Below are 26805 nucleotides of genomic sequence, written 5' to 3'. Positions count from 1 at the left end.
ACTTCTCTCGACGACGGCCTTGCCGCGACCGCGCGCTATTTCCGCGCGCGCATCGAAGCGGGCCGCGCGACGTTACCTGACGCTATCGCAAGCGTCGCCGCTCCGCTCGTGCAGAGCCCGACATGAATCTGGGGGGGCGGCCGTCGGGCGACTGCCCGGCGACCACGGATGCCGCTACGGTTCGAGCTTGACCTTGATCCAGCCCGGCTCACGCCGGTCGAACGCCCGGTAGGCCTCGATTGCATCGGTGATCGGCTCGCATTGCGTCAGCACCCCGAGCGGATCGAGCGAACCGTTGCGTACGAGTTCGACCAGATGCGGCGTAATCGCCCGATGATTGCAGTTGCCCATGCGCAGGACGAGATTGCGGTTCATCGCCTCGCCGATCGGAAACGTTCGGTCCGTTTGCGGATATACGCCGATGATCGACACCGTCCCCGCCTTCGCCACCGACCGCACGGCCCACGACAACACCTGCGACGGCCCGCTGCCTGGCCGCCAGTTGTCGCCGTCCGGTTTGGCTTGCGGCGCGATCTCCTTGACCTCCGCGTCGAAAGCCTGCTGCTGATCTTTCTCTTTCTCCGCCGCCGGTCCGCGTTCCGCCCGTACCGCGTCAATGCCGACGGCGTCGATCACGCGGTCCACGCCGATGCCCCCAGTCAGTTGCAGGATGATGTCGACAGGATCTTCCTCGTCGAAGTCGATGACCTCGGCACCTTGTGCGCGTGCCATGTCGAGGCGCGACGCGATGCGGTCCACCGCGATCACGCGGCCTGCCCCCATCAGTTTCGCGCTCGCGATCGCGAATTGACCGACCGGTCCCGCGCCGAACACGGCAACGGTATCGCCAGTTCGCACCCCGGCGAGCTGTGCGCCGAAATAGCCGGTCGGAAAGATGTCGGAGAGCAGAATTGCTCGATCGTCATCGATTTCGTCGGGCAGGCGGATCAGGCTCGCGCTCGCTAGCGGCGTGCGCGCGTACTGTGCCTGCAAGCCCTGAAACGGACCGGTCATTTTAGGGCCACCGAAAAATGCGGTTCCCGCGGCCGCGCCATTCGGGTTCGCCGTGTCGCACTGCGCGGTGTAGCCTGCCCGGCAATACGAGCAGAACCCGCAGGAAATGGTGGACGGGATCAGCACCCGGTCGCCCTTGCGAAGATTACGCACCGAGCGCCCCACTTCCTGGATCATGCCAATGCCTTCGTGACCGAGGATGGTGCCCGGTACCATGTCGCCGAGCGTGCCGCGCACCATGTGCAGATCGGTGCCGCAAATTGCACTCGACGTAAGACGTACCAGCGCGTCGGTCGGTTGCTGAAGCTCGGGTTCCGCAACGTTGTCGAGACGAATGTCTCCTACGCCGTGAAAGACCACTGCCTTCATCATTCACCTCCTTTCAATCGCACACTGTTCGAGACTCTCCCCGTTCGCTTTATTTCGCTTATTTCGCCTATGTTCGCGCAGACATGCGTTGTAAAAATTTCGATGCGTTCACCGCGCATCGCTGCGCCTATTCCGCTCCGCTTAGCCGTTACCGAGCTCTTTCGGGATCTCGGTTTGGCCTGGTCAGCAGGGCATCCGGTGCATGAGCGGGTGAATTTGACGCGCGTGCAGGAGCTGCAGCATCGACCGTTCCAGCAAACGTATGTCTTTGAGGGCTAGCTTCTGCGTGATGGCGCACAGGCATGACGGGCATCCACCTTGCTCGTCGATAAGACCTCGCAAGTAGACAACCAGGAACCGCCGGGAGACAGCACCGAGGCAAAACCGACGCCACCGCATTTAAAGGAGAACGAGATGAATCACGAACCTTCCGATCCTGTCGAACGAGCCGATCAGCGACGGCAAAGCACCGGTGACGGAGATGTGAAGATCAGGCCCGACGGCGCCGTCGAACAACGCGCGCACGGCAATATGGACGAAACGATGGTCCCCAAGGGCAAGGAACATCCGGACGAAGGACCGTACGTTCCGGAGCACGACCATCTCGACCCCGACCTCGAGCCGGAATCGGGCGACGAGCCGCACGTCAAAAAGGATTCAGAGGCGTGAGCGGCGTGCGATACGTGATCGGCAATGGATCGAACAGACGCTAGAGACAGGCACGGGACAGCTCCGGCATGTCGACGATCGACGGGCCGCTGTGCGCCGAACAGCGACGGACGGCAGGTCGCATCCGGCGCCGCTCGGGTTCAAACGGCCGTAGCGCCGCATCCCTGCCTCGATGCGAGGAGATACCATCGAAGGTACCGGAGACGCGGCGGCGTGTCCCAATGCCGAGCAGGCTTCATCCATGTTCGACGCCAAGCAGTCGCGCGTCCAGCCGCCGCGCTAGCGCCGCGCCGCCTTCGCGCATCACTGCATTGTGGTTCCACTGGAAAACGGGTCGCAACAACGGCGCCAATACATTCATCCAAGCGCGGTTCGTATGCACGCACCAGTCATAGCGGACCACGGTAAGGTTTCGTCCGACGCTCGAAAAGCTCCACCGACCGGCCCCTTCGACGTCGCCACTCGCTTGCCCCTCGAGCGCGACCAACGGGTCGACGCGCGTCACCCGCATGTCGAACACAAGGCGATAGGGCAACCAGCCTTTCCACGTATAGCGTTGCACGACCCCCACGCCCTGATCCGAACCAGCCTCTAGCTGGTCCACGCGCTCGACGTTATTCCACCACTCCGGCCAGCGCGCCGAATCCTTGATTGCCGCCCAAACTTCCTGCACTGGCGCATCGATGCGCCAAATGGTGGAAAAGCGGTATTCGACCGTCCGCAAGTTGCCTCCGTCCTTGGTATTTTCCTTGAGATTTTGTCAGATGCTCACTGCACTTGCACCGGCGAAACAGCACCACATTTCCACCTCTCGATATGTGGCCCAGTCGGGCCAGCCTTAAACGGTCTTATTAGCCTGTATTCAACAGCGGCAACCCGCCAACCCTGGATTCCCTCACGAATACCCGGAGGCTTAGCTCCCGACGCGCGCGCAGCGTCTGTCCGTCAACATTGACGAGTCCGCTCAGCTCGTTGGTAAGGTGTGCGAGAGCAACGGCTGGCCGAATAGATCCGATTACGACGCGCCGCGTTTCGAGCGCTGCGCTCGCGCGACCGGCTCGAGTGGCGGCGATGCCGGTGCTGGCAGCAGCCACCACTTGCGGCGACGAAGGGCCACAAGTTTTGAAAATGCGCCGAGGCCGCGCCCGTCCATATCGGAGACGCCTTCACATGAGGCCGGCGCTTTGCTGGTCTTACCTAATACGCGGGCCCTTTTTGCTCGCCGGCGAGTCCGAATGCAGAGGGTTTTCACCGACCCCGGATCACTTGTTTATCAGGCTCCTTGATAATAGACTTTGTGTCAGGTTTCCTGATAACGTGAACCGTCCGTAATGCGGTGACGTTCACACCATCCATGATCCGCAATGTCGGCCGGGCACATCCATGCAAAAGTTCATCAGACTTCTCTTAGCAACCGTTTTGACCACCCTCACCTTCTCTCACGCGCTCGCTGCGCAACCGGATGCGGATCACACCGAATTCGAACCGCCCAAACCCGGATTGACGTACATGGGCCGCTTCTCGGTCGATCTGAGCGCGCCGATCTGGGAATTGGGCAAGACCAGCGACGCGGGAAAGCGCCGCATCATCCCGATCACGGGCGGCCATTTCAAGGGACCGCTGGTGAACGGCGAGATCCTGAATAACGGCGCTGACTGGCAGGTGGTGACGTCGGATGGTCTTGCTATGATCGACACGCGTTATCTGCTCAAGATGGACGACGGCGAACTGGTCTACCTGCAAACGAAGGGATTGCGATACGGTCCCGCCGATGTGATGGCCGACGTGGCAAAGGGCAAACCGGTGGATCCGAACAAGTACTACTTTCGGCTGTATATGACGTTCGAGACGACGTCCGCGAAGTATGCGTGGCTGAATCGCGCGATGGCTGTGGGATATGCGATGCGGTTGGGAAATGCGGTGATTTATGACGCGTATTTGCTGAAGTAGCGGTGGGGGCTGAAGTTTGCCGACGAAAAGCAGAATCAGGGCGTCCAGCGATAAACGGTAATGCTGGAACCTTTGACGTTGTTCTTCGTGACCACGTACTCGCCCGTCGACCGACGGTATGCCCTGACGCCGTACATCGAATCGATGGCGCTGCTGGCGTCGACGGTAGCGGTACTGGTGTTGACCAGGGTGGCGTCGAGGCTACCTGTCGCGAGATTGATGGCGTCGATGTTCGGCAAAGCTTGCCCGCTGCCGAACCAGTAACCGACAAATAGATAGCTGCCCGCCGCGTCAATCGACTTGGCGCCAGCGTGGGCAAGGTTGATCACCGGATTGGGTGTCGTGGTGTTGCCCGCGCTCCAGCCGTGATACACCTCGATGCGCGTACCTATCGACGTCCAGTCCGTACTCCCGACAGTCCCCTGCCCGAGGATCATGGTGTCGCTGTCCGCGAGGTAGACGATGCGCGTCAACGGCTTGATGCTCTCCGGAATGCGGATAGGGACACCGGCCCCCCATGTTGGCTTGCCACTGGCGTCGAAGCCGGTCAGCGGATAGTGGTAGATGTAACCGGTCTTGTCCAGGCCGGCCCACACGCCCCCTTTGCTGTCGATGCAGAATCCATCCCTGACTGCTGCGGTCGTTTTGAACACCGGGCCGGGAAGCGTGGCGTCCGGTATTGCGATGTAGCCATTCGCCGCATTGAAGTGAAAGAAGTAGTAGGTATCGGGATTCTGGCCCGATGCCACGAGGATTCGGTTTGCGCCGACAGTGGCAAGCTGACCGAAATGCTCGTCCCGTGAGCGATCGTTGATGTTGATGCGTGGATCGGACGGATAGTCGAACGGATCGACAGTGTTCGCGACGAAGGTTCCCCCTCCTGTGCCGCTGTAGATGTTGGTACCTCCATAGAAGTAGACGCCGTCGGTACCCGGGTCCGCTGCGGCAATCCCCTCGAAGTTCAAAGACTGAAGCTTCCACTGCAGCCGACCAGAACTGTTGTAAGCGTGAATGTCGGTCCCGCCGTCGCGGCCGAGATCCCAGCTTCCGCCCCACGGATTGTTGAGGACATAGAGGTTGCCTGCGGTGTCCTTGCCGATGCCCGTGACGCGGGTAAAGCGCTTGTCGCCAACCTGCCCTTTGATTCCCGTAGTGGTATCGAGATAACCGCCCTGAATGCCGAATGTACTGATTAGCGTCGGCGTGCCCGAGAGCGTGTAGCGCTTGATGTTCATGTCGGGGCCTTCGTCCCCGACCATGAGCTGCCCCGATGACGCATCGAAATAAAGTGCCGATGGCCGCGCGCCACCCGGCATCTGGATGGTGTTCAACAACGCGCCGGTTGGACTGAACTCGACGACCGAGCCCTCACCCTTCTGTGCGACCCAGACGTTGCCCGCGCCATCCACCGCGAGGGCACCCGGGCCCGTGACGTCGATGTCCCGCTTCCAGATACCGTCGGTGGTGAATATCCGGACGCGGTTGCCATAGAAATCGCTCGCATAGAGGAGCGAGGCCGCCGTGGCCAGACCAGTGACGACGTCGACCCGGGGCAGGTTGTTAAATGCACTGACCTGTATCAAAAGATCGCGAGTCCTGGTGGTGCGGTTGTATCGGCCCACCGCACCACTTCCGTATGTCCCGCCGGGCTGCAGCGCCACGAAGATCGACGTCGCGCTGCCCGTAATCGCGCCGCCCTGAAACTCCCCGTGCGCCCCGATCGAGCCGAGGCTTTTGCCGGCCTGGTAGACAGCGACGCCACCCTCGTACTCGTCCCACATAGAGGCCGTGTAGATAACGCCTTCGGGCGCGACCCACATGGAACGCGCGGTGTTACCCACGTGGGCGGCGAGGGTGCCATAGGTGTTCGCGAGCCAGTCGGTGGTGTTTTCCGACTGACACGTCGGCGCAATCGAGGCGATCACTGCGGCGAGGATCGCAGCATGAATCCTCTTTTGCTCGACCATGACCGATGCTCTCCAAGGAGTAGTGATCATTCACGTGAAAGGTCGGCCAGCGAGGTTCGGATCATGATCGGTGGCTTACGTATGAACATATGCAACTCTTCGCGTGTTTGCAAGCCGCATCGCGACTTTGCATACGGACAGGCATTGCTGTCTTGAACGAAGCTCGACCTCCTTCCTGTCCACATGTCCGTACTGATGAGGCGCTACGTGTCACGGCCGGCGTTCGGGCAGCACATTCGGCGCCGAACTATTACACTTTCGTGTCTTCGCGTTTCGCGTCCGCCATGGCCTCCGGCTCTAACTCTTCCGCAGACCGGTTCAGGTGGACGAACAGCCCCCAGGAGGCAAGAAGCAAGGCTGTCGAAGCAATCAGCCCGGCCGCATACCAAAGCTGCGATGGATCCTGATGTAGCGCTTTGAACGTTGCCACGAGCCCTTCGATGGCAAGCGCGACGACGACAACCACCAGGAATCGCGACATGAAACGTCGTACCCGCGTCGGCGCGCTAACGTCAGCCTCGCGTATGACCTCTTCCTCTACGATGGTCTCGGCGATCTGCAACGCGACCACGGCCCCGGCCAGCAGCCCCAAAGCTTCAATGATGGATTGCGCGCTTGTCTGGTCCCATTGACTCGCAAATGCAATCGATCCGATGCGAGCAGCAATTGCAATCAACATCAGCGCCGCGCCAGTGAAAAGAGCAGCCATCAGCCCATGGACGATCGTAAAGAAGCGCAAAAGGAATTTCATTTTTTAGCTCCTCTTGAACTGCAGGTGGGTGATCCATGCCGTGTTCAACAAAATCTGATAGGCGCGGCGACGAGGACTGATTGTAGAGGCGGACCGGTTGAGCCTGACAATGGGGCCAACCCGCGCCCGGTAAACGACCGCGCCTTCGACAGCGTGCTTGCTAACCGCGTAATACCCTGAGCCGGGAAAACCGGCGAGCCCCGCGACCGACGTCATGTTCAGCACATATCCTCGGCGGCGCGCGCGCATAACGGGCAAGACCGCGCGCATCATCGCGAAGAACTCAAACACGTTGACGTCGAATTGCGCGCGGATTTCGCTTTCCTCGCCCTCGACTATGCAACGTTGTAACGGAGCCGCTCGATGCCGCATCGCCGCTCCTCTCGTTCAACAACGTCGTGCTCACACCGCACATCGCAAGCGCGACGCATGAAACACGCTTGTAGATGGTCGCACTGACGCGCGACAATGTACTGCGCTTTTTCTCTGCCGGTCATGCGCTGACGCCCGTCGCGTTGCCGTCCCAACCCGTTGCCGCCGCGAGTGGCAACCTTACTCAGTGAACGACGCCCATCATGACGCACAACAGCCCGTCCGATCCGTCCGCCGACCAACCCGATACGCCCGCAGCCGCGCGTCCCGCCAGCGGCCTGCGCCAGGGCCTCACGAATTACGGAGACGAGGGCTTCGCGCTATTCCTTCGCAAAGCTTTCATCAAAGGCGCCGGCTACACGGACGACGCCCTCTCGCGCCCGATCGTCGCAATCGCCAATACGGGCAGCGCGTACAACCCCTGTCACGGCAACGCGCCTCAACTGATCGACGCGATCAAGCGCGGCGTCATGCTGGCCGGCGGCCTGCCGGTCGAATTTCCCACCATCTCGATCGCGGAAAGCTTCTCGCATCCGACCAGCATGTATTTGCGCAATCTGATGTCGATGGACACCGAAGAGATGATCCGCGCACAGCCCATGGACGCGGTCGTGCTGATCGGCGGCTGTGACAAGACGGTGCCCGCGCAGCTGATGGGCGCCGCCGCCGCGAATGTGCCGGCGATCCAGCTCGTCACCGGCCCGATGCTTACCGGCTCGCATCGCGGCGAGCGGGTCGGCGCCTGCACCGATTGCCGCCGCTTCTGGGCGAACTTTCGCGGCGACCAGATCGATGCGGCCGAGATCGACGCGGTGAACAACCAGCTGGTCGCGACGGTTGGCACCTGCTCGGTGATGGGCACGGCGAGCACCATGGCCTGCATCGCCGAAGCGATGGGGATCATGCTGACGGGCGGCGCAACGCCGCCGGCGGTGAGCGCCGACCGCATGCGGATCGCCGAAAAAACCGGTCAGCAGGCCGTCGCGATGATCGGCGCGCAGCTCACGCCACAAAAAATCCTGACACCGCAAGCCATCGAAAACGCATTGCGCGTGCTGCTGGCTACCGGCGGTTCGACCAACGGCATCATCCATTTGACGGCCATCGCCGGCAGGCTCGGCATTCGTCTCGATCTGCAACGGCTCGACTATATTGCACGGGAGACGCCCGTACTAGTCGATCTGAAGCCCTCTGGACAGCACTACATGGAGGATCTGCATCGCGCGGGCGGCCTGACGACCGTGATGCGGCGCATGCGCCATCTGCTGCATCTCGATGCGCTCACCGTGACCGGACGCACCCTGGGCGAGGAACTGGACGCCGCGCCCGCCGACTTCCCGCAGGACGTCGTGCGTTCCATGCAGAACCCGATCTACCCGGAAGGCGGCATCGCGGTACTGAACGGTAATCTGGCGCCGCGTGGCGCGATCATCAAACAGTCCGCGGCCAATCCGGCGCTGATGGAACATAGCGGGCGGGCGGTCGTCTTCGAAGATGCCGAGGATCTCGCGCGCCGCATCGACGATCCCGACCTCGACGTGCATGCCGACGACGTGCTCGTGCTCAAGCGGATCGGGCCGGTCGGCGCACCCGGCATGCCGGAGGCCGGGTACATTCCGATTCCGAAGAAGCTGGCGCGGCAGGGTGTGAAGGACATGGTGCGTATCTCAGATGGCCGCATGAGCGGCACCGCCGCCGGCACGATCGTGCTGCATGTCACGCCCGAAGCAGCCGTCGGCGGCCCGCTCGCGATCGTGCGCAACGGCGACCGCATCCGTCTGAGCGTGGCGCAACGCGTCGTCGCGCTCGAACTGGACGACGCGCAGATCGCCGAGCGTCTCGCCGCGTTGCCGCCTGTCGCAACCGGGACGAACCAACGCGGTTATCGCAAGCTGTTTTTGCGCTCGGTCACGCAAGCGGATGAAGGTTGCGATTTCGATTTTCTGCAGGCGCCGCACATGACCATTAGTGTGCCGCGATAGTGTGTCGTGCCCCTGGCGCGCCCGCTTGTCAGCTCCGCCTCGATTTTCGCTGCTGCGTTGCGCGAAGGCATTTTTCGCGGCTCGAGCCTGGAGTGTCCCCACCCGCCGCCCCCCCGAAGTAGCGCCTATGAATGGTGGGAATCACAACATAGACTGAACTCTCGATAGTCAGTCCAATGGAGAACAGTTCATGGCTTGCGAGTCTCGTCACTGCACCTGTCCGGATTCCTCACATTCCACCGAAAGTGGCCGACGTACAGCGCTGAAAGCGGGCCTCCGCCTCGCACTTGCCGGAGCGGTCAGCACCGCCGCACTCTCGGTGCCGTCTGTCTCGCGGGCTGCGGCACTCACGCAAAAACAGCGTGACAGTCTGACACCCGATCAGATCATCGAAAGCATGAAGAAAGGCAACGAACGTTTTCGCTCTGGAAACGCGCATCAGCACGACTATCTCGCCCAGAAGCGGGCAAGCGCCGGTGGGCAGTTCCCCGCCGCTGTCATTCTCAGTTGTATCGACTCCCGCACCCCCGCAGAACTGATCCTCGATTCCGGCATCGGCGATACCTTCAATGCACGTATCGCGGGAAATATTGCCAATGAGGACCTGGCAGGAAGCCTCGAATTCGCGTGCGCAGCAGCCGGAGCCAAGGTCGTGCTGGTCATGGGCCATACGGATTGCGGCGCGATCAAGGGCGCTATCGACAACGTCCAGCTCGGCAATCTGACCGGCTTGCTGGCGAAGATAAAGCCTGCCATTGATGCCACACAATATGAAGGGAAACGCACGGGCAGCAACGTTGAGTTCGTCGACAAGGTTGCAAGAACGAATGTCCAGAACACGATCAACGACTTACGCAAACGCAGCGAAATCCTGGCGTCAATGGAAAGGGATGGAAAGATAAAGATGGTAGGTGCGATGTATCACCTGACCAACGGGAAAGTCGACTTCATGACCTGAGATTGTGGCCATGCGGCTTGAGATCCACGAGCTCACTTGAGTCCCTGTTAGCGATCATCGCAACACCCACGTCCCGGCGAAGCCGCGTGCAGATTGACATCACGGGAAACCAGGAAAGGCGCGGCGGCGATATTCCTTTCCCGAGAGCCTGCCAGGTGGTGCGCCTGCGGCGCCACAACAAAAAATGGCGCTGCAGACGTTCAGCCTGCAGCGCCATTCTGTAGTGCTACGACGCGAACGACACGCCGTAGCCCGACAGCACGCTTACATCTCGACGGTGTCGGCCACTTCCTTGAAGTCTTCGATCTGGTCGAAGTTCATGTATTGGTAAATCTTGTCGCTGTTGGCGTTGAGCACGCCCATGTCGGCCATGTACTCCTCCCGGGTCGGAATCTTGCCCAGGCGCGAGCAGATTGCCGCCAGTTCCGCCGAGCCGAGGTACACGTTCGTGTTCTTGCCCAGGCGGTTCGGGAAGTTACGGGTCGAGGTCGACATGACCGTCGCGCCTTCGCGCACCTGTGCCTGGTTGCCCATGCACAGCGAGCAGCCCGGCATTTCGGTACGGGCACCGGCTGTGCCGAACACGCCGTAGTGGCCTTCCTCGGTCAGCTGCTTCTGGTCCATCTTGGTCGGCGGGGCCACCCACAGCTTGACCGGGATGTCGCGCTTACCTTCGAGCAGCTTCGACGCCGCACGGAAGTGTCCGATGTTGGTCATGCACGAGCCAATGAACACTTCGTCGATCTTGGCACCGGCCACGTCCGACAGCGTCTTCACGTCGTCCGGATCATTCGGGCAGGCCACGATCGGCTCGTGGATGTCGGCCAGATCGATCTCGATGACGGCGGCGTATTCGGCGTCGGCATCCGGCGACAGCAGCTGCGGGTCGGCCAGCCACTGCTCCATCGCCTTGATGCGGCGCTGCAGGCTGCGCGGGTCCTGGTAGCCTTCGGCGATCATCCACTTCAGCAGCGTGACGTTGCTGTTGAGGTACTCGATGATCGGCTCCTTGTTCAGGTGGACCGTGCAACCGGCGGCCGAACGTTCGGCGGAAGCATCCGACAATTCGAACGCTTGCTCGACCTTCAGCTCGGGCAGGCCTTCGATTTCGAGAATACGGCCCGAGAAAATGTTCTTCTTGCCTTGTTTGGCAACCGTCAGCATGCCTTGCTTGATGGCGTACAAGGGAATCGCGTTGACCAGGTCGCGCAGGGTCACGCCCGGCTGCATTTTGCCCTTGAAGCGGACCAGCACCGATTCCGGCATGTCCAGCGGCATCGTGCCGGTAGCGGCCGCAAAGGCGACCAGGCCCGAACCGGCCGGGAAACTGATGCCGATCGGGAAGCGAGTGTGCGAATCGCCGCCGGTGCCCACGGTGTCGGGCAGCAGCATGCGGTTCAGCCACGAATGGATCACGCCGTCACCCGGGCGCAGCGCAATGCCGCCACGGGTGCTGATGAAGTTCGGCAAGGTTTGGTGGGTCTTCACGTCCACCGGCTTCGGGTAGGCGGCGGTGTGGCAGAACGACTGCATGACGAGGTCGGCCGAAAAGCCCAGGCACGCCAGGTCCTTGAGTTCGTCACGGGTCATCGGGCCCGTGGTGTCCTGCGAGCCGACCGAGGTCATTTTCGGTTCGCAGTAGGTGCCGGGGCGCACGCCCTCGCCTTCCGGCAGGCCGCACGCGCGGCCGACCATTTTCTGGGCCAGCGAGAAGCCCTTGCCACTGTTGGCCGGCTGCTGCGGCAGGCGAAACAGGGTCGACGGAGCCAGGCCCAGCGCCTCACGTGCCTTGGCGGTCAAACCGCGGCCGATGATCAGGGGAATGCGGCCGCCGGCGCGCACTTCATCGAACAGCACGTCGGACTTGACCTGAAACTCGGCAATCACTTCGCCGTTCTTCAGGGCTTTGCCTTCGTACGGGCGCAGTTCGACCACGTCGCCCATATCCATCTTCGACACGTCGAGTTCGATCGGCAAGGCGCCGGCGTCTTCCATCGTGTTATAGAAAATCGGGGCGATCTTGCTGCCCAGGCACACGCCGCCGAAGCGCTTGTTGGGGATGAAGGGGATGTCTTCACCCGTGAACCACAACACCGAGTTGGTGGCCGACTTGCGCGAGGAGCCGGTGCCGACCACGTCGCCCACGTACGCGACCAGGTGGCCCTTTTCCTTCAGCGACTCGATGAACTTGACCGGGCCACGCTTGCCGTCCTCTTCCGGCGTGATACCGGGACGGGCGTTCTTCAGCATTGCCAGCGCGTGCAGCGGGATGTCCGGACGGGTGGTCGCATCCGGGGCCGGCGACAGGTCGTCGGTATTGGTTTCACCCGTCACCTTGAAAACGGTGATGGTCAGGCTTTGCGGCACTTCGGGACGGCTGGTGAACCATTCGGCCTCGGCCCAGCTTCGCATCACGGCCTGGGCGTTGGCGTTGCCCTTCTCCGCCAGTTCCTTGACGTCGTGGAACTGGTCGAACATCAGGAGGGTCTTCTTCAGCGCCTCAGCGGCCACGGGAGCCACATCGGCGTCGGACAGCAGCTCGATCAGCGGCTGGATGTTGTAGCCGCCCAGCATCGTGCCGAGCAGTTCGGTGGCGCGAGCACGCGAGATCAGTGCGCACGCGGTCTGGCCTTTGGCCACGGCGGCGAGGAAGCCGGCCTTCACGCGGGCGGCTTCGTCCACGCCGGCGGGTACGCGGTTAGTGATCAGGTCGAGCAGGGTCTGCTCTTCGCCCGCGGGCGGATTCGTCAGGAGTTCCACCAGTTCGGCGGTCTGCTGAGCCGTCAGCGGCAGGGGAGGAATGCCGAGCGCGGCACGGGCGGCCACGTGAGTACGAAAATTTTCAAGCATGGGGGACCTGCTGGTATTTGCGTTTCAGGGGAAGGCTTTTACGGCACGCCAAAGGCCGTGCCGGGCACTGCTCTGACGCGATTCTAATTGCAATACCCTGCCCGGTCAAATGTCTTATGTCTTATATAAGAGTTGGCAGTCAAATCATGGGGATTACGATGCTGCCAGCACACCAAAGCCCGTGGCCTCGCTGCCCCGGAAGCGAAGACAGCGCTGCAAGGCACCGCAGCCGGCTGGCGCGGAGCATGAAGTCTTTGAAAGCCGGCTCGGGCGGCTTGCGCCTTGCCGCCGGTGGCACTTCCACTTCGCATGGGCGAATTCTTGCCTGCGGCGCTCGCCGGTTTCGCGGACGACTGCCGGGGCGCGAGTTGACAAGATTACATTCGCAACGGCGACACTTTTAATGCGGTCTTCTACGGCGCCGACGAAACTCCAGCCATCGCCAGCCCGAATCGTGGCTCGGCGTAGGGTTTGATGCGCACTGCGGAGACGGGCTTGCCGATGAGATACCCCTGCACGGCATCGCACCCGAGCTCGTTGACGAGCATCAGTTGCGTTTCGGTCTCAACACCTTCGGCGACCGTTCTCATGCCCAGCGCGCGCGCGAGCGCCACCATCGCTTCGACCATCGCGCGCGCCCGCTGACAGGTTTCCTTAACAGCGAGCTGCTGCACAAACGACTTGTCGATCTTGATGCAATCGACAGGTAGCCGTGTGAGATAGGCGAGGCTGGAGTAGCCGGTGCCAAAATCGTCGAGCGAGACGGACACGCCGAGCCTTCGCACAGCCGAGAGCGCGCGCGACGCAGCGGCGAAGTCGCTCATGACGGCAGTCTCCGTCACCTCGATATCAAGTACGGAGGCGCTTACGCCGGACGCCTCAGCCGCCTTCGAAACGAGTGCGGCCAGATCGCAGTTCTGGATTGTCGTTGCTGAGAGATTGACAGCGACCTTGAACGGCATGCGATCCGCTGTCTGCCATTGCGCCGCCTGGCGGAGCGCGAGGCAAATCAGCCACTCGCCCGTTGCCTCGTAGGCCGGCGATTCAAGCAGCAGGTCGAGGAAGTCGGCCGGCGCGAGCAGCCCCAGTTGCGGGTGGTTCCATCGCAGAAGCGCTTCGGCTCCGTAGACGCGGCCAGAATGCAGGTCCAGCTGTGGCTGGTAGTGCAGTTCGAACTGCTGCGCGGCGCTAGCGCCCTCCAGATCCGCGCGTAGCCGCAGGCGATGCGCGAGACGCTGCGCGTCCTCCTTGCCGAATGACCGCACTTGCGAACCGCCCGCGCGCTTCGCGTGATACATCGCGGTGTCCGCATTACGCAGCAGCTCGCCCGCATTCGATGCCGACAAAGGGTAGCGCGCCACGCCGATGCTCGCACCCAACGACGCTCGCACGCACGGCGTCTGAATTGGCTCCCGCATACGTGAGATGACGTCGCGTGCGACGCGTGCGGCCTCACCCTCGGTCGCGTCGACGATGAAAACCACGAATTCGTCGCCGCCGACACGAAATGCCTGGATGCGACCGGTGACCATGTCCGAAAAACGCTCGCCGATGACACGCAGCACTTCATCGCCCGCCGCGTGGCCGAACGAATCGTTGATATCCTTAAAGCGGTCCAGGTCGATGAAAAGCAGATCGACGCAAGCGGCTCCCCCTCTATCGACAAGATGCTTCAGGCGAAGCAGCAGTTCCCGCCGGTTGATCAGGCCGGTCAGTTCGTCATGCGTGGCTTGGCGCGACAAGCGTTCGGAGATCGCCCGCGCTTCGGTGACATCGCGAACCAGCACGATGACACCGTCGTCGCACGGGAACGCTCGCACTTCAAACCAGGTATTGAGCGGCGCGTAGAAGTCAGTCGCGGTGCCGGGCCTGCCTGTCTCGGCCGCCTGGCGATAGGCTGCTTCGTAGCTAGACCCAATGAGGTCGGGGTATTCGGCCCAGATCTCCCTGCCCAACAGGTCAGCGGCCGGACGTTTCAGCAACCGCGCCGCGGTCGCGTTGATGTTCCGAAACTTCCACTCCCGGTCGAGCGCCATCACGCCGTCCGTGATGTGATCGAGTATTTGAAAATCTTCCACGTCCTGCCCTCCCTTGATGCACCGGTGCGACGGCCCTGACATATCTGCAACCGCTGCAAGTGCGTATCGTAGGATGAACAGGCGACTTTGGGAACTTCGAGGTTTTCGCGCTGGGCCATCTACTGTGGATGCGCGGGGCGGCTCGGCCACGTGTTTCCTTCTGGGTACGACCGCTTGACAGCGATGGAAATCGTGACGCCCGGCGACATGGAACGCCTCACCGTCAGATCCTTGCGTAGATCGAGCTGCCGATCGTCAGCGTCGTCGCACTGGCCGACGCGAAACGGATCTCGTAAAGGTCGCGCCCAAAATTGCCCGGCACCTTGATCGACATGCCGCCGAGCGTATCGCTCACCGGCACGAACAGTTGATAGCGAAGATCTGCGTTCCCGTACAGCACGTAGCCCGGAAGTTCGGCGAGTGTCGCGAAGAACGCCGGCGGATTGCCAAGGACGGCAATCGGCACCGCGCTCGGCGAATCGTTGGTCAATGTCCATTGCGTGCCGACGCGCTGCTGCCACGCGCTGTCGAGCACCGCCAGCGGTGCGAGTTGCTGACCGACCGGAAGCGTGAGATACGCATAGCCCGCGCCCGGCACGACCCGCTTCATCAGATAACGAAAGTTGAATGCATTTCCTTCACTGTCGTTGCCCGACACGACTTCGAAGCGATACGACGCCGCATCGGTATCGCTCCACCACCAGCCGTCGCTGCGGTACTGGTAGCCGCCGATCTGCGCCCAGCCTCGCGTATCGGCATCCCACTGGTTGATCTGCACACTACCGTCCGCGTTGCCGAGTACCTGATACGGTGAATCGGAATTGCCGTAGATGCCCGCGCCGCTCGCAATGCCCGGTCCCGATGCGACCGGCGGCGCCGTCGTACTGAGCTTTGCTGGCAGCGCCGAAATCGTGCCGTCTTCCTTCAACGCCGACAGCACCAGCGTTTCGGCCATCGCGCGAGCGTTGTAGCCCGCGTTGCCGGTCACCAGCAGCGCAAACTGCGAGTCGGGCACGACAAAAAATTCGGTCGAGTAGAACGCAGTGCCGCCGTCCTTTTCCCAGCCGAGGACGCCTGCGGCGTTGAGCGCCGGCTGTACTACGGTGTCCCAGCCGAGACCCCAGCGCCATTCCGGCGACGGGTTGATCGTCAGGCTTTTTGTCTGGTCCGTACCCATCTGCGCGATACCTGCTGCAGACACGATGCGCTGCCCCTGGAAAACGCCACCGCCGTAGATCATCTGCGCGAGATTCATCATGTCGGTAGGCGTTGAACTCAGTCCGCCGGTCGCGTAAGCATTGACGAACTCCTGATGCTGCCTACCGTTCACGTACGGCAGCGAGAACGATCCGCTGGACGGCACGGTTGTCAGATAGCTGGAGTGCGTCATCTTCAGCGGCGCGAGAATCGCCGACTGGACGAAGTCCGCGAAGCTCTGGCCCGTCATGGCGAGTACGATCTGCTCGACCATCGTGAAGCCGTCGTTGCAGTACACGGCCAGCTCACCGGGCAGATGCTTCAGATGCGAGTTGGCGAGTTCCGCTTGCGTGTCGGCGGCGTAGCCAGCGACCGGCTCAAAGGTGAAGAGATTGCGCCCATTCGTGCCGGGCAGGCCGGATGCATGCGACAGCAGATGACGCGTGGTGATCTGCGCGTATTCGGGCGACAGCATCGTGAAGGTCGGTAGATATTTGACGATCGGCGTGTCGAGCGTGATCAACCCGCGATCGACGAGGATCGTCGCCGCCAGCGCTGGAAACAACTTACTGACCGAGCCGATGTTAAAGCGCGTCTGCGGCGTTGCCTTGATCTGCCCCGGCACCGACGCCAGCCCGAACGCCTGCTGCCAGACCACCGTGTTGCCCTTGACCATCGCGACCGAGATCGCCGCGACGGAATTCGATGGATCGCTGACGGCCTGCTGGATCATCTGTTGACCGAGCGTAATGGTCTGCTGATAAGGCGTCGAATGGACGTCGTCGTTGCCGCAGCCGGGCAGCACCGCCGCGAGCACCCCGACGCCGGTGTAGCTGAGAAACTGCCGGCGGCCTGCGCTGAAAAGAACCTCGTGATTGCGATCGCACCTGGCCACGGCATTCCCCTTTGTTCTGGTTTCAGGAACCTGCAGAAAGCGCTTTTCTTCAACACGGCGCCGCGAACGCGGCAAGGACAAACTTCGCAATTTGACGCAGTGGGACGGCGTTTTTTGACTGGGTCACCGTGCCCGGAATCATAGCCGTACGGTGCGAACGCGACTAGCGACGTGTCGAGATGCTACGAAGCTTTGGCTCAAGAACGCAACCCTACGAGAAGAAGACGCAAGCCTACGTATTACGCTCAAGACCGCGGTCCATGCTGCCGTCTTTCTCTGCACGGCAATTCGTCACGTGCTTGACCAAGCGTCGCCGGCAAGCTCGGTTGCACCGAGCGGCGCGCGCCGCTCATCGTGACCGCTGCAACATGGGCAGCAAATCCTGGCCGCGGCGCATCACGAGATGTTCGTCCAGGAATCGGAACGACTCGGTCTCAGCATAGATCTGGTGACCCGCATAGAAAACTGTCCGCGAGTTGATGCCGGCGACCGAAGTAACCGGAAGCGCGAGCGTTCCGACGCGGCCATCGAATCGCCCGCGCATGACCAGGTCCTTCGTAAGCGGAAAGAACACCGATGTCCCTTGAAGTCCAAAACCGGGTGCATAAAAGCCGGCCTCCATTTCCATATCGTCCCAGGTCAGCGTGACGGGACGATCGGAAGTGATGAACCCGCCCGAGCCGCGCGCGGCTCTTGCCACCATCCAGCTACGTCGATGCAGCAGGTTGTGCAGCGTGGTCACTGATTGCAAATCCCGCGCTAGGTGCCCGGTGGTGTGCGCCGCGATGGTCTCGTCGTTTCTCTCGACGAAGTTCATGAGCTTCTCGTAAGTGAAATCCGCCGCGCCTTCGATGCCGGCCGCAGCGGCTTTCTCCTTCTGTGATTCCCAGCCCTGCCGGTTCGCAATCGCCAACTCGCTCAGCCGGCGAGCGCGCTCTTGCTTGTACTGGCGCATCATTTCCGTGCGGTCCGGGTTAAGCACCACCAACTCCGCGATCAGTCTGAGAATAAGCGCGCGGTCGGTATCGCCGAAAAAGTCGCCCTTCCTGTCAAGGCGGGCCAGCGCTGAAGCCAGTTCCGATTCGAATTGCGCGTAGCTCAGGTCCGCGAAACGGGGATCCTCTGCGTCGATCCCGATCTGAGCGAAATCGCGTTCTGCGACAACGCTTTGCGGAGTCGAGACGAAGGCATGTTCGCGCGCCGAATCGACGACATACAAGCGCGAGTTTTTATCGTGGTTGCGAGTAAACCCGCTGAGATAATACTGGAGAACGCACTCATGCTTGCGGGCTCCTTCACCTTCGTCGTGTTCCGAGGTACAGCCTGATTTGGCCTTGGACACCGAGCCTCCAGCGTGAGGAATGATGATCAGATCGCGTAGACGAGTTCGTAGCCTGGTATTCCGGAGGCCGATTGGGGGCTGAGCGAAGTATTTTTCTGCGCCAACTGTGCGCTACGTCGGGAGCGAACTTTGGGCATGGAACCAATCAGGAGCAACTGCCACATGTTTCGAGAACAAACCTGGCGGGTCACTAAACCAGACAGCGAAGGACGACCACTCCTTCAGATGAAACAGACCCCCGTCGCTCTTTTAATCGCGGAGCGGATGCCAGTGACACCGGAAGCAACGCAGATCTGCGTTATTTGCAGGCAAGCTTGCATTACAGAGGCCGCTCGAGAACTTATCGCCAGCATCATCGCATAGCGCACGACGCGTCTTCCCAAAACACTATACCGCTTCGTGACTAGCATTCAAGAGGCGCTGCACTGAAGTTCTGAGCGTTTCAATAGATACGGGCTTGAGCCAGATCTCGTCCCAGATCTCAAGTTCGCGCGGCTCGATTGGTTCGGCGCTGGCGAGAATGAGAGGAATACGCGCGAGCGAGCGCTTCGACTTGAGGTGTCGGCGGAATTCAACTCCATCCATCAAGGGCATTGACCGATCGGTGATGATAAGCGCGGGCTTCTCTTTTCTCGCTACGACAAGCCCTTCAAGTCCGTTGCGAGCACTGACGACTCGATAGCCATCCTGGCGAAGAACGGCATACCATACCGCCACCGAATCCGCTTCGCCGGTCACAATCAGAATGGTTCTCATTGTCGTTCCATCGTCACCTATAAGAGCATCGTCGAGATGCGAAAATCAGAATAACAATTCGCTCGCAAACGTTGTGTACGGTGACGCACTAGCGCAAGCGCGCAGCCCGCAAAAGTCTCGCGGCCGACATCGCGGCCCGCGGGCGCGGGGATGACCCGGCTTACGTGACGCGGCGCCCTTTTGCGGCGTTGCGAAAAACACGCGTTCTCCTGTCGATTCGACGGCGTACGTTGGAGAATTTTGGATGCAGCCGCGGTCGAATTCGTTGAAATCCTGACCGGGAAGGTGGGGCAGTTGGCGTTCGCACGGAAGCGCGTCCGCGGAACGCACCGTCCGATGTGAAGGATGTGAAATGAACATTCCCCGCAACGTGGTTGGATTGCTGTCTGCGCCCGAACCCGTGATCGGTTCGCAAGACGCAAACGGCAAGGCGGACATGATTCTTGCTGCTCACCAGTGGAGCGCGCACGCGCTCTAGCTTTCGACGAAGTCCGGAGCGCATATGTCTTACCAATCCTCTACACCGTACCGTGGTTACAACATCGACGTTCACATCGTCTCAGCGAGGACCTTGTCGTTCCACGGCGTTGGGCGTCGCTACAAAGTCTCCTGGACAATCAGTTCGTCCGGGACCTCGGCCCAGCTCACCGCAGGCTTTCCGGAGCGCCTGGAATTCATGTCCGAGCGGGAAGCGTTCGCCTATGCGAACAATCGAGCCCATACGTTCATCGACTGCATGCTCTCTGGAGCAGCCGCCCCCCTCTCGCCAGCCGAATTCACGCGTGCACCCGCGCCCAACTGACGACAGGCTGGGTATGCATCGATGCTATGGCTAGCTCCCCGCCATCGTCACTCGCCAGACCACGTTACCCACGTCGTCGGCAATGACGACGCCGCCGTCGCGGTCCTGGGCGAGACCCACTGGCGCGCCGTGCAGTTCCTTTTCGTCATTGGAAACGAAGCCCGTGACGACGGGTCTAGGCGCACCTACTGGCTTGCCATTGTCGAACTCGACATACGCAACCGCATAACCACTGAGCGGTGAGCGATTCCAGCTGCCGTGCTCGCCAATGAATGCTCCTCCCCGATACTGCGCCGGCAGATTGCTGCCGGTGTAGAAAAGCAGTCCGAGTGGTGCGACGTGCGAACCGATTGCATAGTCAGGCCGTATCGCCTTGGCGACCAGGTCCGGACGCTGCGGCTGCGCACGCCGGTCGACATGCTGGCCATAGTAGCTGTACGGCCAACCGTAGAACGCGCCCTCCTGGACCGACGTCAGATAGTCGGGAACCAGATCTGCGCCGATCTCGTCGCGTTCATTGGCGACTGCCCACAGCCGTCCTGTCCTGGGTTCCCATTGCAGCCCGGTCGGATTGCGAATCCCGGCTGCGTAAATGCGGCTGCCGCCAGTTGCAATGTCGACTTCCAGTACATTCGCGCGCCGGTATTCGACGTCCAGTCCGTTTTCCCCTACGTTGCTGTTCGAGCCGACCCCGACATACAACTTCTTGCCGTCGGGACTCGCGAGCAACGCTTTGGTCCAGTGATGGTTGATCGTGTCCGGCAGATCGGTCAGTTCGACTCCGCGCGCCGATATGCTCGTCTCGCCCGATTTGTACGGATACTTCACGATCGCATCGGTGTCGGCAACATAGAGGGTATCGCCAATGAGTTGCATGCCGAATGGCGAATGCAGGTGATCGATGAATACGTGTTTGTCCCATTCCCCGCTGCCGTCGGCGCGCTTGCGCAGCAAAGTAATCTGATTCGCGCCTTTTGCTTTTTTCCCGGAACGGCCCTCGATCAATCCGGCGATCAACTGCTTCGGTGTGGTCACGGCTTCTTCATCCGGACTGTTCGATTCCGCAACCAGAATGTCGCCATTGGGCAAAACATAGACCTGACGCGGATGATGAAGGCCCGATGCGATCTTCTCGATCTTCAGGCCATCCGCCACCTTTGGCGCGGCGCCGTTTGCCCATCCGACGTACTTCGGTACTTGCATCGGCGGTGCGAGAAAGCTGCGCGTGGCTGGCATTGGCGGATTCGATCCGGCTTGATGCTCTGCGTCATATTGGGCTCGCTCGTTGCATCCACCGGCAAACACCGCGAAGGTGACAAGGAGGATGCTGCTCGGGATGGATCTATTCACGAGCTGCCTCCCTGAATCCCGACTTGCCCAATGCAAGCACGATTTGTCCTATGCTGAGTGACGCCACTGTGATCACCGAGAGAATGACGTTCAGCGGAACCATCGCGTAAGCATCGCGGCTGTGAACGAAGGCGTTGAAGATCGCCGAGACGATGCCTAGCAGGTTCAGCCAGAAATCGACCTTTTCAAGCCGCGCTACCGAATAGCGCGACGGCAGCCACACACGGCAGAGGTTGATCAGGCGCGGAAGGATGGCGAAAAGCAGGCCGGTAGTGACAAGCCATGCAGCGCCCTTACCCCAGAAAACGTTACGCGTGGCCGCGTAGCTAACGTCGAAAATCAACGTGCCCACGAAGAGCCCATATGGGATCGGGTTGAACAGATCGAAGATCGCTGTGAAGAACTTCGATCGGTGGGTCGGAATGGCTGGAATCATAGGTAAATCCTGACTGACGGCGAAGATGCAATAAGCGACGCGCCTGCATGAGCCAGCGCGGCCGAGATGAAATGCGACCGCTCTCCTTCCCGATCATGGCACCCACGCATGCGTATGGCGTCCTGCGTTGAGCACGTCACATGCCTGAGGAATACGGGACGCTGACATGCTCTCGCGATGCACTGCCAGATTTCGCAAGGAAGATTGACAGGGGATCACGCCGCGAATTGGATCTTCCCCGTTGTTAGCGGTCCAAAGCCAGCGATATGATGAGACGTCGCCGGAATACTGCCGGCGAAGACAGACGAACAGTGAGTACATGACCGGGCATCCCGATGCTTCGATGCCGCCGCTCATCTTCCGTCGCAGTGAACTGACACGTTCGCGCGGCTCCCCTCGCACTGAGAGAAAAGGATTTGCACCATGGCAGACGGTATCGCAGCGCTCTTCCGGCATTTGACGGCAGGCGTCTATGTAGTCGGCGTGGCTGACGATGGTTGTCTGGATGCGTTTACCGCCAGTTCGATCATGCAGGTTTCGTTTTCTCCGTTGCTTCTGGCGATCAACATCAACCCGGAACACGAGTCCTACCGGGTTCTTAGTGGAGGCCGGGTATTTGCCGTAAGTGTGCTGCGTGCAGAACAACAGGCGCTTGCTGAGCACTTCGGCACGCAGTCGGGCCGCACGGTCGACAAGCTTGCGTCGATTTCCTGGCGGCCCGGCAAGACCGGCGCGCCACTGCTGGTCGAAGCACTGGCTCACTTCGAGTGTCAGGTGGTTAGTGACAGCGAGGCGGGCGACCATCGGCTAGTGATGGGCCGGGTGATCGACGGAGCGCTCGTCAGTCCGGACGGTGACCCGCTGATATACGCTCAGACCGGCAATCTCGACATGAGCGCGGGTCTTTATCCACAGCAGTTTTGATAGGCAAGTTGTCTTTATCCTTCTCACTTGCAGCATTCTTGCCTCTTACATACTCAGCCACAAGGCCTGCTCTCCCCTACGCCATATGGTCACCGTGAACCTCGCAACCGGCGCGAATCGACCACGCGTAGTGGGCGACGCTCAGCTTTTTGTCATATCGACTACGACCTTGCCACGCACGTGCCCTTTCTCCAGCGTCGCCAATGCATCGGGAATGGCATCGAACGGAAAGGTTGCCGTCACCTTGACATTGGCCCTTCCTTCATCGATCAGTCGGCCAATTTCCGCCAGTTGCTTTCCAACGGGCCGCGCGGTGTAGCGTGCCGCGCGTGCGCCGTGGCTGGTCGCCTCGATCTGCGAAGGCTCGTTCAGCGTGGAGATCAACGCACCGCCGGACTTCACCACGGCCCACGAACGCTGTTGCGTTTCTCCGCCGACAAGGTCGAACACCAGATCCATATCGCGCGCGGCGTCTTCGAAGCGTTGCTGCGAATAATCGATCACGTGATCGGCGCCGAGTCCCCGCACGAACTGGATACCCTCTCCCGACGCGGTGACGAACACCTGTGCGCCTCTGATCTTCGCGAACTGCACCGCGAAATGTCCAACGCCTCCCGCACCTGCATGAATCAGCACGCGCTCGCCGGCATTCAGATAGCCATGATCGAAGAGTCCCTGCCATGCAGTGAGCGCAGCCAGAGGCACGGCCCCTGCGGCCGTCCAGTCGACCGTCGTCGGACGGCGGCCCAGCGCGCTCGCATCGACCAGGACGAACTCCGCATAAGCGCCCTGCCCCTGGCCGACGAAGCCGTACACTTCGTCGCCCGCCTTCCATTGCAACGCCGCGTTGCCGACAGCCTCCACCACCCCGGAAAAATCCCGTCCTAGCGTATAGGGCAGCTTGTCCGTTCCTATCAGCGGGTACTTTCCCGCACGTGTCTTGATATCGACCGGATTGGCGCTGGCAGTCCGCACGCGAACCAGGACTTCGTGATCCGCAGGCATAGGCACATCGATCTTCTGCCGTTTTAAAACCTCGGGACCGCCGAATTCGTGAATACGATAGGCAAACATCTGACGCATCGTTAGCTCCCTGAAAGAGCCGACGCGGGGCGTGGGCAATCGCACGGCGGGATGGTGGGCGATATCTCCTCCCTCTCGTGCAAACGGCGTTCCTCATGAACTCGCGTCAGCGCCAAATAGAGCCTGTAACGGTCGCAGCGGCGATGTCGAATTGAGGCTTTTCCCGCGCAGATCAGGCCGCCATTTGCGAAGCGCGACGCGCCGCACACCCCCTTATTGACTCGCCGCGCTTGCCGGGGTGCTCACCACCGGCGCTTCACCGCTCGCCGCATGCGACTCACTGGCTGCTGCCCCAGCGGCATCGCTCGCGCGATTCGCCGCGTCGCTGCTACCCGGCGTGCCGCTCACGCCCGCCGAATTGCTCATCACGCCGCTGCTGCCGGCACTCAGGGCATCGTTGCCGTTGTCCGCGCGCTTGCAGCCGGAAGCCGCCGCCGCGAATGCGGCCATTGAAAGCGTGACAAGCGCGTTCTTCAAAATTCGATGCACGATATGTCTCCTGTAACTCAGTCGTCGCCTGCACGACACCGAAGCAGCAGCATCAGTCATGCCCAACAGGCTTCTTGCCAGGCCACCCCGCATACGAGCAAGGAATGTATGTTGCTACGCCCACTTGAATGGAAAATCGCTCTCGGGACACGCGAATGGATGAACCAGAACTGGAACAGCGCGTCGAGGAAATCGAACTCGCGCTCAGCGGCGTTTTTGAGTCGCCCAAAGCACCGGCTATCAGCAGCTATGACGAAGGCACCAGGCTTTTCGTTCAGGTCTCCTGGGTCATCGATTCGCATCGCGACAGTACGCTCGACGCCCGCTGCGTCGTCACACTCGCATTCACGCACGCGCAATTCGAGCGCTATGCTGGGTTGGATACAGCGCGTCGTAAAGCGTTTCAGACACGCCTTGGCGAATGGGTACGCAAGCAATTCGACGAGCGTCAGACTCCACTGGCATGGAGAGGCGATTGCGCGGTAGAGATCGACGTACCCGACGAACTGTTCTGAAGAGGACATATTGCAGATTTTGCGCGAAATATCGCCTGTAGGAATCGTGTCTCCCGTCGGCTCCCGGAACGGTCACCCGTTGATGGAATCACAGAATGACGCAGCCCAGGCACACGATGGCGCGAGCGTGGAACGCTAGCTTCTGCGACTGTCGGGCGGGACGCGCAGAAAACGCCTTTCGCAAGATTGCCGGTCGAACGAATCACCGGCAAGAAAGAATCGCGAAAAAAAGTTGCCGATACGCCGCGCCCCCATTTGGCGAGGCTTGCTCGCGTCTGGCCTTGACTGGGCGACTGATATGCCAAAACTCCTTTTACACGGTAAAGTGAGCGTCACTTCCTGTCCTCAGATGCTGCACGTTTAGGCACGCCGAAGGCCGGCGTACTCAAGCGGCGCTCCTGACGCGGCACCCCTGTCCGGAGCAATGCGCCATGCCGCAACCGACGATACGGCTTGGGAACTCGACTGCCGCCAAGGCCTCACTAGCCAACCGGCTCAAGGCACGCGTCGCGCTGCTCGCACTGTTCGTCGGCTCGATGTGGGCGGTATTCTTCCTATCGGTCGTGATGCCGTTCCTGAATTTGAATGGGCACGGCGTGGCGCCACGTTCGCTCGGCGGCTTGCAAGGCATCCTGTTCGCCCCATGGCTACACGCAAGCGTCGGGCACATTGCGGCCAACACCGGCGGCCTGCTGGTGCTCGGATGGCTCTGCATGTGGCCTCGCATCGCGAACTTCTGGGAGGCAACCGCGGGCGCGATGCTTGGCGCCGGCCTCTGCGCGTGGCTATTCGGTGCCTCCGGCTCCCTGCACATCGGCGCGAGCGGAGTGGTATTCGGCTATGCCGGCTACCTGGTTGCACGAGGTTACTACACCCGCAAAATCGTTTCGATACTTGTGGCATTGCTAGTGGCAAGCAGCTTCGGCCTCAGCATGCTGTTCGGTGTTTTGCCGCTCTATCCCGGCCTGTCATGGCAAAGTCATCTCGGCGGCCTGCTGGGCGGCGTTATTGCCGCGCGCCTTGGCTCTTCCCGCCAATCACATGTGTGACGACGCGGCCACCACGAGATAATCCATCGTCGTCCGGCGGGCACCGCACTCGGTTCAGGGGGCATCGTGAAAATACTTTGCGGGTCGGCTGGCTGGACGGATAAGACGCTCGTCGCGTGCAAGCGCTTCTATCCGCCCGAATGTAGAAGCGCCGAGGCACGACTGCGATTCTATGCGTCGCAGTTTCCGCTGGTGGAGGTGGATTCCAGCTACTACGGGATGCCCTCTGCGTCGAATGCGGCGTTGTGGGCGGAGCGCACGCCCGGCGATTTTACTTTCGATATCAAGGCGTTTCGGCTTCTGACCGGACATCAGACCGTGCGGGAGTCTCTGACAAAGGACATCGCGACGGCGATCCCGGAGACGGGCAAAAAGAACCTCTACTACCGGGATATTCCAGACGAGTTACTTGATGAACTCTGGCGGCGTTATCGCGATGCGCTCGAGCCACTGCGCCGCGCCGGCAAACTGGGTGCGGTTCTTTTTCAGTTTGCTCCATGGCTGAGTTGCAGCCCTGAAGGAAACGCCCACGTCGAAGAGTGTGCGGACCGAATGCAGGGATACACAGTCGCGGTAGAGTTTCGCAACAATTCCTGGCTGGACGACAAACACGCATCCAGCACATTGGACCTGCTTAGGCGATACAAGCTCGTACACGTCATCATGGATGCGCCTGCAGAGGTCACGAACCGTGCGCATACCGTGTGGGAAGTGACCAATCCTGATCTTGCGTTCGTGCGACTGCATGGCCGCAACGCGGATACGTGGAGCCCGACCGGTGCCTCCACGGCCTCGACACGCTTCGACTACGACTACAGCGAGGGCGAACTGACGCAGTTATCTGGACCCATCCGCGATATCTCGAGGCAGGTGGCAACGACGCACGTGATTTTCAATAACTGCCGCGAAGACCAGGGTCAGCGAAACGCGCGCACCCTGATGGCAATACTTGCTCAACAAGCACGAGCGGCATGGTGAAGCTCAGAGCAATCTTCAGGCTGCCTCTT

24 protein-coding genes are annotated in these 26805 nt (G+C 61.0%); 10 read left to right on the top strand and 14 right to left on the bottom strand.

Annotation, left to right across the window (positions count from 1 at the left end; genetic code table 11):
- Nucleotides 1–174: 174 nt before the first annotated feature.
- Entirely contained in the window at nucleotides 175–1383 is a 1209-nt protein-coding gene (locus tag CIC12_RS29855) for a zinc-dependent alcohol dehydrogenase (protein WP_168669712.1), read from the bottom strand.
- 318 nt (nucleotides 1384–1701) lie between these two features.
- Here CIC12_RS29855 and CIC12_RS29850 point away from each other — a divergent pair, with 318 nt between their 5' ends.
- Complete coding sequence (locus CIC12_RS29850; protein ID WP_446728053.1) at nucleotides 1702–2052, top strand: hypothetical protein; 351 nt, start codon at nucleotides 1702–1704, stop codon at nucleotides 2050–2052.
- A 235-nt stretch (nucleotides 2053–2287) separates the two neighbouring features.
- On the opposite strand, the gene CIC12_RS29845 is transcribed toward CIC12_RS29850, so the two are convergent.
- Complete coding sequence (locus tag CIC12_RS29845; protein WP_168669686.1) at nucleotides 2288–2776, bottom strand: SRPBCC family protein; 489 nt, start codon at nucleotides 2774–2776, stop codon at nucleotides 2288–2290.
- Between the two features lie 695 nt (nucleotides 2777–3471).
- Between CIC12_RS29845 and CIC12_RS29840 the strand changes: the two genes are divergently transcribed.
- Nucleotides 3472–4002 (top strand): DUF3237 domain-containing protein, encoded by a 531-nt coding sequence (locus tag CIC12_RS29840; RefSeq protein ID WP_238812960.1) that lies wholly within the window; start codon nucleotides 3472–3474, stop codon nucleotides 4000–4002.
- A gap of 35 nt (nucleotides 4003–4037) precedes the next feature.
- Here the strand turns inward: CIC12_RS29840 and CIC12_RS29835 are convergent, their stop codons facing one another.
- The 3 genes from CIC12_RS29835 to CIC12_RS33955 all read right to left on the bottom strand — a co-directional run bounded on the left by CIC12_RS29835 (nucleotide 4038) and on the right by CIC12_RS33955 (nucleotide 7092).
- Nucleotides 4038–5969, bottom strand: coding sequence for an SMP-30/gluconolactonase/LRE family protein (locus CIC12_RS29835; RefSeq protein ID WP_168669682.1), 1932 nt, complete (start codon nucleotides 5967–5969; stop codon nucleotides 4038–4040).
- Between the two features lie 250 nt (nucleotides 5970–6219).
- On the bottom strand, nucleotides 6220–6720 hold the full coding sequence (locus CIC12_RS29830; RefSeq protein ID WP_168669680.1) for a hypothetical protein: 501 nt from the start codon (nucleotides 6718–6720) through the stop codon (nucleotides 6220–6222).
- Nucleotides 6721–6723: 3 nt separating this feature from the next.
- The gene (locus CIC12_RS33955) at nucleotides 6724–7092 is read right to left on the bottom strand and encodes an SDR family NAD(P)-dependent oxidoreductase (RefSeq protein WP_446728052.1); all 369 of its coding nucleotides are present in this window, start codon (nucleotides 7090–7092) and stop codon (nucleotides 6724–6726) included.
- A 203-nt stretch (nucleotides 7093–7295) separates the two neighbouring features.
- On the opposite strand from CIC12_RS33955, the gene CIC12_RS29820 reads away from it, so the two are divergent.
- Nucleotides 7296–9074: an IlvD/Edd family dehydratase gene (locus CIC12_RS29820; RefSeq protein ID WP_168669678.1), complete on the top strand. Its 1779-nt coding sequence runs from the start codon at nucleotides 7296–7298 to the stop codon at nucleotides 9072–9074.
- Between the two features lie 190 nt (nucleotides 9075–9264).
- Nucleotides 9265–10032 carry a carbonic anhydrase family protein gene (locus CIC12_RS29815; RefSeq protein WP_168669676.1) on the top strand — a complete coding sequence of 256 codons (768 nt, stop codon included), beginning with the start codon at nucleotides 9265–9267 and terminating at the stop codon, nucleotides 10030–10032.
- Nucleotides 10033–10296: 264 nt separating this feature from the next.
- On the opposite strand, the gene acnB is transcribed toward CIC12_RS29815, so the two are convergent.
- The 5 genes from acnB to CIC12_RS29790 form a co-directional block, all read right to left on the bottom strand.
- Complete coding sequence (gene acnB / locus CIC12_RS29810) at nucleotides 10297–12882, bottom strand: bifunctional aconitate hydratase 2/2-methylisocitrate dehydratase (RefSeq protein WP_168669674.1); 2586 nt, start codon at nucleotides 12880–12882, stop codon at nucleotides 10297–10299.
- Between the two features lie 413 nt (nucleotides 12883–13295).
- Nucleotides 13296–15002, bottom strand: coding sequence for a putative bifunctional diguanylate cyclase/phosphodiesterase (locus CIC12_RS29805; protein WP_168669672.1), 1707 nt, complete (start codon nucleotides 15000–15002; stop codon nucleotides 13296–13298).
- A 181-nt stretch (nucleotides 15003–15183) separates the two neighbouring features.
- A complete protein-coding gene (locus tag CIC12_RS29800) occupies nucleotides 15184–17052 on the bottom strand; it encodes a serine hydrolase (RefSeq protein WP_168669670.1) in 1869 nt (622 codons plus the stop codon).
- Nucleotides 17053–17401: 349 nt separating this feature from the next.
- Complete coding sequence (locus CIC12_RS29795) at nucleotides 17402–18394, bottom strand: DUF4238 domain-containing protein (RefSeq protein ID WP_168669668.1); 993 nt, start codon at nucleotides 18392–18394, stop codon at nucleotides 17402–17404.
- 387 nt (nucleotides 18395–18781) lie between these two features.
- Nucleotides 18782–19150: a response regulator gene (locus CIC12_RS29790; protein ID WP_168669666.1), complete on the bottom strand. Its 369-nt coding sequence runs from the start codon at nucleotides 19148–19150 to the stop codon at nucleotides 18782–18784.
- 352 nt (nucleotides 19151–19502) lie between these two features.
- Between CIC12_RS29790 and CIC12_RS33725 the strand changes: the two genes are divergently transcribed.
- Both CIC12_RS33725 and CIC12_RS29785 read left to right on the top strand, forming a co-directional pair.
- The gene (locus CIC12_RS33725; protein ID WP_274597586.1) at nucleotides 19503–19628 is read left to right on the top strand and encodes a hypothetical protein; all 126 of its coding nucleotides are present in this window, start codon (nucleotides 19503–19505) and stop codon (nucleotides 19626–19628) included.
- Between the two features lie 24 nt (nucleotides 19629–19652).
- Complete coding sequence (locus CIC12_RS29785; RefSeq protein WP_168669664.1) at nucleotides 19653–19952, top strand: hypothetical protein; 300 nt, start codon at nucleotides 19653–19655, stop codon at nucleotides 19950–19952.
- 30 nt (nucleotides 19953–19982) lie between these two features.
- On the opposite strand, the gene CIC12_RS29780 is transcribed toward CIC12_RS29785, so the two are convergent.
- A complete protein-coding gene (locus CIC12_RS29780; protein ID WP_168669662.1) occupies nucleotides 19983–21188 on the bottom strand; it encodes a PQQ-dependent sugar dehydrogenase in 1206 nt (401 codons plus the stop codon).
- Between the two features lie 106 nt (nucleotides 21189–21294).
- A complete protein-coding gene (locus CIC12_RS29775; RefSeq protein ID WP_168669660.1) occupies nucleotides 21295–21738 on the bottom strand; it encodes a DUF2231 domain-containing protein in 444 nt (147 codons plus the stop codon).
- A 423-nt stretch (nucleotides 21739–22161) separates the two neighbouring features.
- Here CIC12_RS29775 and CIC12_RS29770 point away from each other — a divergent pair, with 423 nt between their 5' ends.
- Nucleotides 22162–22662: a flavin reductase family protein gene (locus CIC12_RS29770; protein WP_168669658.1), complete on the top strand. Its 501-nt coding sequence runs from the start codon at nucleotides 22162–22164 to the stop codon at nucleotides 22660–22662.
- A 141-nt stretch (nucleotides 22663–22803) separates the two neighbouring features.
- Here CIC12_RS29770 and CIC12_RS29765 read toward each other — a convergent pair whose 3' ends face one another.
- A complete protein-coding gene (locus tag CIC12_RS29765; protein ID WP_168669656.1) occupies nucleotides 22804–23745 on the bottom strand; it encodes an NADP-dependent oxidoreductase in 942 nt (313 codons plus the stop codon).
- Nucleotides 23746–23958: 213 nt separating this feature from the next.
- Nucleotides 23959–24234, bottom strand: a complete 276-nt coding sequence (locus CIC12_RS29760; protein WP_168669654.1) for a hypothetical protein — start codon at nucleotides 24232–24234, stop codon at nucleotides 23959–23961.
- Between the two features lie 155 nt (nucleotides 24235–24389).
- On the opposite strand from CIC12_RS29760, the gene CIC12_RS29755 reads away from it, so the two are divergent.
- From CIC12_RS29755 to CIC12_RS29745, 3 genes are all read left to right on the top strand, one after another.
- Nucleotides 24390–24749 carry a DUF3022 domain-containing protein gene (locus tag CIC12_RS29755; RefSeq protein ID WP_168669652.1) on the top strand — a complete coding sequence of 120 codons (360 nt, stop codon included), beginning with the start codon at nucleotides 24390–24392 and terminating at the stop codon, nucleotides 24747–24749.
- A gap of 431 nt (nucleotides 24750–25180) precedes the next feature.
- Nucleotides 25181–25798: a rhomboid family intramembrane serine protease gene (locus tag CIC12_RS29750; RefSeq protein ID WP_168669650.1), complete on the top strand. Its 618-nt coding sequence runs from the start codon at nucleotides 25181–25183 to the stop codon at nucleotides 25796–25798.
- 66 nt (nucleotides 25799–25864) lie between these two features.
- Entirely contained in the window at nucleotides 25865–26776 is a 912-nt protein-coding gene (locus tag CIC12_RS29745; protein ID WP_168669648.1) for a DUF72 domain-containing protein, read from the top strand.
- Nucleotides 26777–26805 lie beyond the last annotated feature (29 nt).

The sequence above is a fragment of the Paraburkholderia sp. SG-MS1 genome (assembly GCF_012275575.1).
Classification (GTDB): Bacteria; Pseudomonadota; Gammaproteobacteria; order Burkholderiales; family Burkholderiaceae; genus Paraburkholderia.
Note: the sequence above shows the minus strand (reverse complement) of the source record. Positions and strands in the feature narration are given on the sequence as shown.

Excerpts from the sequence above, each read along its gene's own strand:
- CIC12_RS29855 (WP_168669712.1), bottom strand. The coding sequence starts at position 1,383 with ATGAAGGCAGTGGTCTTTCACGGCGTAGGAGACATTCGTCTCGACAAC.
- CIC12_RS29835 (WP_168669682.1), bottom strand. The coding sequence starts at position 5,969 with ATGGTCGAGCAAAAGAGGATTCATGCTGCGATCCTCGCCGCAGTGATC.
- CIC12_RS29830 (WP_168669680.1), bottom strand. The coding sequence starts at position 6,720 with ATGAAATTCCTTTTGCGCTTCTTTACGATCGTCCATGGGCTGATGGCT.
- CIC12_RS33955 (WP_446728052.1), bottom strand. The coding sequence starts at position 7,092 with ATGCGGCATCGAGCGGCTCCGTTACAACGTTGCATAGTCGAGGGCGAG.
- CIC12_RS29820 (WP_168669678.1), top strand. The coding sequence starts at position 7,296 with ATGACGCACAACAGCCCGTCCGATCCGTCCGCCGACCAACCCGATACG.
- CIC12_RS29815 (WP_168669676.1), top strand. The coding sequence starts at position 9,265 with ATGGCTTGCGAGTCTCGTCACTGCACCTGTCCGGATTCCTCACATTCC.
- acnB (WP_168669674.1), bottom strand. The coding sequence starts at position 12,882 with ATGCTTGAAAATTTTCGTACTCACGTGGCCGCCCGTGCCGCGCTCGGC.
- CIC12_RS29805 (WP_168669672.1), bottom strand. The coding sequence starts at position 15,002 with ATGTCAGGGCCGTCGCACCGGTGCATCAAGGGAGGGCAGGACGTGGAA.
- CIC12_RS29790 (WP_168669666.1), bottom strand. The coding sequence starts at position 19,150 with ATGAGAACCATTCTGATTGTGACCGGCGAAGCGGATTCGGTGGCGGTA.
- CIC12_RS33725 (WP_274597586.1), top strand. The coding sequence starts at position 19,503 with ATGAACATTCCCCGCAACGTGGTTGGATTGCTGTCTGCGCCCGAACCC.
- CIC12_RS29785 (WP_168669664.1), top strand. The coding sequence starts at position 19,653 with ATGTCTTACCAATCCTCTACACCGTACCGTGGTTACAACATCGACGTT.
- CIC12_RS29780 (WP_168669662.1), bottom strand. The coding sequence starts at position 21,188 with ATGCCAGCCACGCGCAGCTTTCTCGCACCGCCGATGCAAGTACCGAAG.
- CIC12_RS29775 (WP_168669660.1), bottom strand. The coding sequence starts at position 21,738 with ATGATTCCAGCCATTCCGACCCACCGATCGAAGTTCTTCACAGCGATC.
- CIC12_RS29770 (WP_168669658.1), top strand. The coding sequence starts at position 22,162 with ATGGCAGACGGTATCGCAGCGCTCTTCCGGCATTTGACGGCAGGCGTC.
- CIC12_RS29765 (WP_168669656.1), bottom strand. The coding sequence starts at position 23,745 with ATGCGTCAGATGTTTGCCTATCGTATTCACGAATTCGGCGGTCCCGAG.
- CIC12_RS29755 (WP_168669652.1), top strand. The coding sequence starts at position 24,390 with ATGGATGAACCAGAACTGGAACAGCGCGTCGAGGAAATCGAACTCGCG.
- CIC12_RS29750 (WP_168669650.1), top strand. The coding sequence starts at position 25,181 with ATGCCGCAACCGACGATACGGCTTGGGAACTCGACTGCCGCCAAGGCC.